Raw genomic sequence first — 4,995 nt, 5'->3', positions numbered from 1 at the left:
GGCCGCCGAGCGCGTTCACGCGCTCGGCGAAGCCCTTGGTGGCAATGGGCGAGATCGAGCTCATGTCGACCACGATCTTGCCGGCGCTCAGCCCCGCGGCAATGCCGCCGTCATGGAACAGCGCGGTTTCCACATGGGGCGTGTCCGGCACCATCAGGAAGATCACGTCCGCGCGTTCGGCCACTTCCTTGCCGGAGTTGCAGGCCACGCCGCCGCTGTCCAGCAGGGATTGCGGCACGCCGCTGCGGCTGGACAGGCTGACTTCGTGCCCGCCTTTGATGAGGTTGGCGGCCATCGGGGTGCCCATGATGCCAAGGCCAATAAATCCAAGCTTCACTTTCATTCTCCGTTAGTCGATCTCAATGGCATCGCCCGCGCCGCCGGATGCCTGCGCAGCGGACACCGCGATGCCGGTGCCTCAAATCTCTTGTCCTGAATTTCCGGGATCCGCCTCAGTATCCCGATGTTTCGCCGCCTGATGCCTGCCCGTCCCGCATCTGCGTCACCACTTGCCGGGCGCCGGCCGCCATCAGGCGCGCATCGGACCCAACGGTGACGAACTGGAAGCCTTGCTCGATCCGGCGCAATGCCGCTTCCGGTGCGCCGTTGTGGATGCCGGCGACCACGCCGTGCGCCTTGGCGCGGGCCACCACGTGCGCGATCGCCTCCGCGACGGGCGGGTCGACATCGTCGAAGGTCGGGCGGCAACCGAGCGCGAGCGACAAGTCGGACGGGCCGATATAAACCGCATCGAGCCCTTCGACCGACAGGATGTCGTCCAGGTTATCCAGCCCCTGCTTGGTCTCGATCATCGCGAAGACAACGATGGTTTCGTTGGCGCGCTCGGGATAGTCGGGGCCGCCATACAGCATGCCGCGGATCGGCCCGAAGCTGCGCGTGCCCATCGGCGGGTAGTGGGTGGCGGCGACCAGGCGTTGCGCGTCTTCGCGTGTGTTGATCATCGGGCAGATCACACCGTACGCGCCAGCGTCGAGCACCTTCATCAGGATGCCCGGCTCGTTCCAGGGCACGCGCGCCACCGGCATGGTGTCGGTGGTGGAAATCGCCGTGAACAGGCTGAGGGCATCGCGGTAGTCCAGCGCGCCGTGCTGCAGGTCCACGGTGAGGGAGTCCCAGCCCTGGTGGGCCATGGTCTCCGCGGCAAAGCTGCTGGGGATGGACAGCCAGCCGTTGACGACGGCTTGCCCGTTCGCCCACATTTTCCGGATCCGGTTCTCGCGCATTGTGTCTCCTGTGGCTTAACTTATAGGTTATCGTACAACATGGGGCAAGTATAACCCTCGCATGCGCGTCGTCAAGCGAAGTGGCAAGGTTAAGGCCGGTTTGGGGAAAGTTTGGGAAGAGATAGCGCGCTCGGAGAGGTCCAAGGCAGGCGGGAATCGCGCTGAGGCCATGACATGGCTCGCGGTGAGCCACGTCATAGGATGTCTGACTAATTAAATACGTCTTAACGCTTGCCCACGCGGAAAGCGATCTCGCCAACACCCGCCACGCCGGCAGTCACTTCGTCGCCGGGCTGCAGCGCGCCGACGCCGGCCGGCGTGCCCGTGAAGATCAGGTCGCCCGGCGCCAGGGTCACGCTCTGCGAAACATAGGCAATGACATCGGCCACGGGCCAGATCAGCTCATTCAGGTCGCCTTCCTGGCGCGTCTCGCCGTTGACCTTGAGCCACACGTGGCCTTCGCTGGGATGGCCGATGCTGGCCACGGGGTGCAGCGGGCCGCACGGGCCGGAGGCATCGAAGCCCTTGGACCAGTCCCACGGACGGCTCATCTTCTTGGCGGTGTCCTGCAGGTCGCGGCGGGTCAGGTCCACGCCTACGCCATAGCCCCAGACCAGGTCGAGTGCCTGCTCTGGCTGGATGTCCGCTCCGCCCTTGCCGATCGCCACCACCAGTTCGACCTCGTGGTGCAGGTTTTCCGTGAGCGGCGGATACGCCACCGTGCCTTCGGCGGCCACGACGGCGTCGGCTGGCTTGGTGAAGAAGAACGGCGGTTCGCGGTCCGGGTCATTGCCCATCTCGCGGGCGTGCGCGGCGTAGTTGCGGCCCACGCAGAACACGCGGCGGATGGGAAAGCGGGCGCTGCTGCCGGCCACGGCGACGCTCGCCTGTTCGGCGGGCTGGATAACGAATTCGGTCATGTCTGGGTCCGTCTGTGACGAAAGCGGGGGAGGGATTACTTCGCGAACACCTGGCTGATGTCGCCAAAGGCCTTGAACTCCAGTGCGTTGCCCGACGGATCGAGGAAGAACATGGTCGCCTGCTCGCCGACCTGCCCCTTGAAGCGCACATGCGGCTCGATCACGAACTTCGTATCGGCAGCGCGCAGCTTTTCGGCCAACGCTTCCCAGGCATCCATGGACAGGATTGCGCCAAAGTGACGGACGGGCACCTCGTCGCCGTCGACGGCGCTGGTGGCGCGGTGGCCGCATTCTTCCGGCGCGAGGTGGGCGACGACCTGGTGGCCATAGAAATTGAAATCGATCCAGGCGTTGGAGCTGCGGCCTTCAGGGCAGCCGAGGAGCTCGCCGTAGAAGCGGCGCGCTTCTTCCAGGTCATTGACGGGAAAGGCCAGGTGGAACAAAGGGGTTGCGCTCATCAAAGGGGCTCTTGTGCGTGGAGTTGTGGGTGTGCTGCTGCGTTTGATTGTAATCAGCAGAAGTCGTAATATGAAACGAATGATTTCTGTGCTCGGCATCAAAAATTTCGATATGAATCACGCCATGTTCCCGGCGATCACCGCATGATCCGTTACTTCCGCACCTTCCTTGTGGCGGCGGAGACCTCGTCCTTTTCCGCCGCCGGCGCGCGCCTTGCCCTCACCCAGTCAGCGGTGAGCACCCAGATACGCCGGCTGGAGGAAGACCTTGGTTGCACGTTGTTCGACCGGGCCGGCAAATCGGTCGCGCTGAGCGAGGAGGGCCGCAAGTTGCTGCCCGAAGCCATGCGCTTTGTCGAGCTATACGAGTCCATGAAGGGCCGCGCGCATTCCGCCTCCGACACCACGCCGCTGGATCTTGGCGCCGTCTCCACCGTGCAGGCCACGCTGCTGCCTGGAGCCATGAAGCGCTTTCGCGCCGGATTTCCCAAGACGCACGTCAACATCGTCCCCGGCATGTCCACCCAGCTGCTGACCCAGGTCGATGCCCGCGAGCTCGACGTGGCGGTACTCATCAAGCCGAGGCTCGGCATTCCGCAGGAACTCAAATGGGTGCCGCTGATGCGCGAGCGCTTTGTCGGCATTGCGCCGGCGGGCTCGCCGCGCGACCTGAAAGCGGTGTTGGCGGCCATGCCGTTCATCCGCTACAACCGGCATTCCATGGGCGGGCAACTGGTGGACCGCTATCTGCGCCGGCACCGGCTGTGGGTGGAAGAGGGCATGGAGCTGGACGAGCCCGCCGTGATCCTGCACATGGTCGATGAGGGGCTGGGCTGCGCGATCATTCCGTCCGCGCTGGTGCCGCTGCGGGCGGCGCGTAACGTCGTGGAGATACCGTTGCCCGGTGAACCCATCTTCCGCGAGATCGGCGTGCTGGTCAGGCAGTCGTCGCTCAAGCGCGCGTCCATGGCGGCGCTGATCGATGCGCTTGTTGCCGAGACCGCGCGCGCAAAATGATGCCCTTGCCCGGGCCGCGCAAACCTTGCCGCGGCTTGCAAAAAAAAGCGCCCCGCGCGGCGGGAGCGCACGCGGGGCGAGCAGGACGAAATGGCGGCACCCGCAAGGGTGCTGCCGGGCCTGTAAAGCTTCGGATCCTCAAAGTGTTGGGTTCAGCCGTACCGCATCGCGTTTCGCGAGGTGCGGCAGCATCTTAAGCAGCGGGAAGGGAGATCAATGCGAGGAGGAGCAAGGCCATTGCGGCCTTATCCCGGCTTTAGGAACGGCGGCGCTGCCCGTCGCCGGTCAGGGCTGGCGGCACTGGGTCGGATGAACTGCCGCGTGCGTCACTCGGCGCCGGGGTGGCTTGGCAATTCGACGCACAGAGCCGCACATCGCCGGACATTCACCCGCCAGGCTGGTCAGGAAGACTTGTCGCAAGGCCACGACGGGCGCAATCCATTGGCCCGGCGTGTCGTAGTTGCCGGCCGTGACGGCCAGCACGAAATCGAGATCCGGAAACACAAAGAGGCGTTGCCCGGCATCTGACGTCATCTCCCTAAACTTGTGTAAAAGGGATCAGGCAACTGGTGGCTCGTCCTGGAGAAAGCGCGCCGGGATGGCGTTCTTGATCGGGAACATGTGGAAGTAGGGGCGCGCCTCGGCCAGCACGCGCGCCACCGAAGGACGGGCCACCAGGCGTTCGAAATAGGCGGCCAGGTGCGGATGCGTTTGCGCGAACGGCACCACCACTGCCGCATAAAACAGCGCGGGTTCCGCGGCGCAGTCCGCCAGCGTGAAGTGCTCGCCGACCATCCAGGTGCGGCTGGCCATGCGCGGCTCGATCATGTCGTAGGCAGTGCGCAGCGCGGCTTGCGCGTCCGCCACGCCGCGTGGGTCGCGCTCTGCCTCGGCCCGTAGCTGGTCGCCCACGATCTTCTGCATCGGCAGGTGCACGTACAGGTCGAAGATGCGGTCCCACAGCCTTGCCTCGCGGCGCTCATCGTCGCCGGCCGGCAGCAGCGCTCGCGCACCCGGGTAGTGCTGGTCGAGGTAATCGATGATGATCGTGGTTTCCGGCAGCGTCACGTCGCGGCTGTCGTCGCGCAGCACCGGCATCTTGCCGACGGGCCAGAGCGCCAGGAACGCGGCGCGCGAGTCCTTCTCGCCAAGGTTCACCACAACACCGGAAAACGGCGTCTGGTTTTCGTAGAGCGCGATCAGCGCCTTGTGGCAGAACGAAGACAGTGGATGGTAGTGGAGAGTCAGGGCCATGATGTTTGCTGTTCCATAAAATCTGCTCAAAGTTGAGCATTGGATTTATCCGCACTTCGTTGACGCGGCTTGCGCCGCCCAACTGAAGCCCCTTGACGCTCA

Annotated in this window: 7 protein-coding genes; 1 reads left to right on the top strand and 6 read right to left on the bottom strand. The window is 64.7% G+C overall.

What is annotated here, in order from left to right:
* From ACYP5B_RS51570 to ACYP5B_RS51555, 4 genes are all read right to left on the bottom strand, one after another.
* Positions 1-343 (bottom strand): NAD(P)-dependent oxidoreductase (locus tag ACYP5B_RS51570; protein WP_459575240.1); only part of this gene is annotated, 343 nt, incomplete at its 3' end.
* A gap of 109 nt (positions 344-452) precedes the next feature.
* Complete coding sequence (locus ACYP5B_RS51565; protein ID WP_318234164.1) at positions 453-1,244, bottom strand: HpcH/HpaI aldolase family protein; 792 nt, start codon at positions 1,242-1,244, stop codon at positions 453-455.
* A gap of 224 nt (positions 1,245-1,468) precedes the next feature.
* Positions 1,469-2,164, bottom strand: coding sequence for a fumarylacetoacetate hydrolase family protein (locus tag ACYP5B_RS51560; RefSeq protein ID WP_318234163.1), 696 nt, complete (start codon positions 2,162-2,164; stop codon positions 1,469-1,471).
* Positions 2,165-2,199: 35 nt separating this feature from the next.
* Entirely contained in the window at positions 2,200-2,622 is a 423-nt protein-coding gene (locus tag ACYP5B_RS51555) for a VOC family protein (protein WP_318234162.1), read from the bottom strand.
* A gap of 144 nt (positions 2,623-2,766) precedes the next feature.
* Between ACYP5B_RS51555 and ACYP5B_RS51550 the strand changes: the two genes are divergently transcribed.
* Positions 2,767-3,639 carry a LysR family transcriptional regulator gene (locus tag ACYP5B_RS51550; protein WP_459575238.1) on the top strand — a complete coding sequence of 291 codons (873 nt, stop codon included), beginning with the start codon at positions 2,767-2,769 and terminating at the stop codon, positions 3,637-3,639.
* Between the two features lie 285 nt (positions 3,640-3,924).
* On the opposite strand, the gene ACYP5B_RS51545 is transcribed toward ACYP5B_RS51550, so the two are convergent.
* Both ACYP5B_RS51545 and ACYP5B_RS51540 read right to left on the bottom strand, forming a co-directional pair.
* Entirely contained in the window at positions 3,925-4,173 is a 249-nt protein-coding gene (locus ACYP5B_RS51545; protein ID WP_459575236.1) for a hypothetical protein, read from the bottom strand.
* Positions 4,174-4,197: 24 nt separating this feature from the next.
* Positions 4,198-4,893, bottom strand: a complete 696-nt coding sequence (locus ACYP5B_RS51540) for a glutathione S-transferase family protein (RefSeq protein ID WP_318234159.1) — start codon at positions 4,891-4,893, stop codon at positions 4,198-4,200.
* Between the last annotated feature and the right edge of the window lie 102 nt (positions 4,894-4,995).

The organism is Cupriavidus sp. 8B (assembly GCF_054589115.1).
The sequence above is the reverse complement of the archived record's forward strand: the minus strand, read 5'-3'. Positions and strand labels throughout refer to the sequence as shown.

Excerpts from the sequence above, each read along its gene's own strand:
- ACYP5B_RS51565 (WP_318234164.1), bottom strand. The coding sequence starts at position 1,244 with ATGCGCGAGAACCGGATCCGGAAAATGTGGGCGAACGGGCAAGCCGTC.
- ACYP5B_RS51560 (WP_318234163.1), bottom strand. The coding sequence starts at position 2,164 with ATGACCGAATTCGTTATCCAGCCCGCCGAACAGGCGAGCGTCGCCGTG.
- ACYP5B_RS51555 (WP_318234162.1), bottom strand. The coding sequence starts at position 2,622 with ATGAGCGCAACCCCTTTGTTCCACCTGGCCTTTCCCGTCAATGACCTG.
- ACYP5B_RS51550 (WP_459575238.1), top strand. The coding sequence starts at position 2,767 with ATGATCCGTTACTTCCGCACCTTCCTTGTGGCGGCGGAGACCTCGTCC.
- ACYP5B_RS51545 (WP_459575236.1), bottom strand. The coding sequence starts at position 4,173 with ATGACGTCAGATGCCGGGCAACGCCTCTTTGTGTTTCCGGATCTCGAT.
- ACYP5B_RS51540 (WP_318234159.1), bottom strand. The coding sequence starts at position 4,893 with ATGGCCCTGACTCTCCACTACCATCCACTGTCTTCGTTCTGCCACAAG.